Raw genomic sequence first — 1,497 nt, 5'->3', positions numbered from 1 at the left:
GCGCAGGAAGTCCAGCTGTTCCTGACGCAGCCCCGCCAGCGCCCGGGTGCGCACCTGCTCGGCCGAGGCCGCCGCCACCGTGGCATCGGCCCCCGTCGCGATCTGGCGCGCATATTCCTTTTCGGCCTCGATCTGCGCCCGCATCTGCGGATTGCGTTCGGCCGCGAGCCGGGCATCATAGCCGTCCATCAGCCCGGTGGTGGCAATATCGTTCAGCGCGCGCTGGCGGTCGCGTTCGGCCTCGGCCGCCGCCCGGGCCAGCGCGCGCATCCGGTGCGCCTCGGCCTCGAGAAGGCCCATCTTGCGCTTGCGGATCTCGACCTCGGCCTCGGCCAGCGCATTGGTCCGCAGCCGTTCGGCATTGCTGGCCCCGATCAGCCCGGTCTCGCGGGTGATCGCCGCCAGCCGATCCTGCTGATCCGCCATCCAGTCCCGGCGGGCATCGAGCGCCGCCTGTTCCTGTGCCGCCAGCTGCAGCGAGAGGCTGATCCGGGCGCGCAGCCAGTCGGCGCTGCCCTTCTCGACCCCGATACCCTTCAGGCGCAGATCGAGGTTCTCCCGGGCCTGCGCCGCCTTCAGCCGCTCCACCTCGATACTGTCCGACCCGAACCGCGCCGTCACCGCCAGCAGGTCGGCCTCCTGACGGTAGCCCGTGACCATCTGGTCCACCTGCCGCTTCTTCGCCTCGGCCCGCGCGGTCTCGATCGCCTGAATGCCGAGCAGGGTATCGGCCTGCTTCTTCAGCTGGTCGATCAGCGCCTGCTCCTCTTTGGTTATCCCGTCCTTCAGCCTGGCGAGATGATCAACCTCCTGCAGCAGGGTCTGCATCGCAGCAATCTGGGCATCGATCCCTTCCGCCTTCTCAAAACCGCGCACGGCATCGTCAAAGGTGCCAAGCGATGCCGCATAGGGCCGGGCATTGCCCCAGCCCGACCCGCCCAGATCGAAGAAATCCGCGATCCGGCCCTCATTGCCGCCGCGACGGTTGTTCTCCTTCATCAGGCCCAGCATGTCGCGGACGGCATCACTGGTGGATTTCAGCTTCTGATCGACGCTGAGACGGTCCAGACCCGAGAGGATGGCATAGAGTTCCTGCGCCGCCGTGGCGCCGACCCCGAATTGCCGCGACAGATCTTCAGCGCTGGAACCCGCGAGATCGGCCGACCGCTTGTAACGGTCAAATGCCGTCGTCAGCTCGGCCATCCGCTCTTCGAGGGATTTTGCAGAACCGGCCAGCACCATCAGGCCCTGAATGCCCACCGCCGCCAGCGTCGTCAGGCCAATGGCGGCAACGCTGGTGGCGTTGAAGATGGACAAGAGCCCTTGGACAAGTCCCTTGGCAGCCTTCTCGCCGCCGCCCATCTGCTGCGCGATGCCCGCGAGCTGCGAACCCTGCTGCAGCCCGATCATCAGCGGGTTCATCCCCATCGCCGCCGTCACGCCGATGTCGAAGCCCTGCGCCCCGATATTCGCCGTATAGGGGCTCGATGGCACACC

The 1,497-nt window shown here is 67.2% G+C and carries 1 protein-coding gene; it reads right to left on the bottom strand.

Annotated features, from left to right (window positions below):
- Positions 1 to 1,497, bottom strand: a 1,497-nt coding sequence (locus C8N34_RS26600) for a hypothetical protein (RefSeq protein WP_211317752.1), incomplete at both ends; no start/stop codon positions are given.

This window comes from Gemmobacter caeni (assembly GCF_003054195.1).
Taxonomy (GTDB): Bacteria; Pseudomonadota; Alphaproteobacteria; order Rhodobacterales; family Rhodobacteraceae; genus Gemmobacter; species Gemmobacter caeni.
This window is presented reverse-complemented; position numbering and strand designations above follow the sequence as displayed.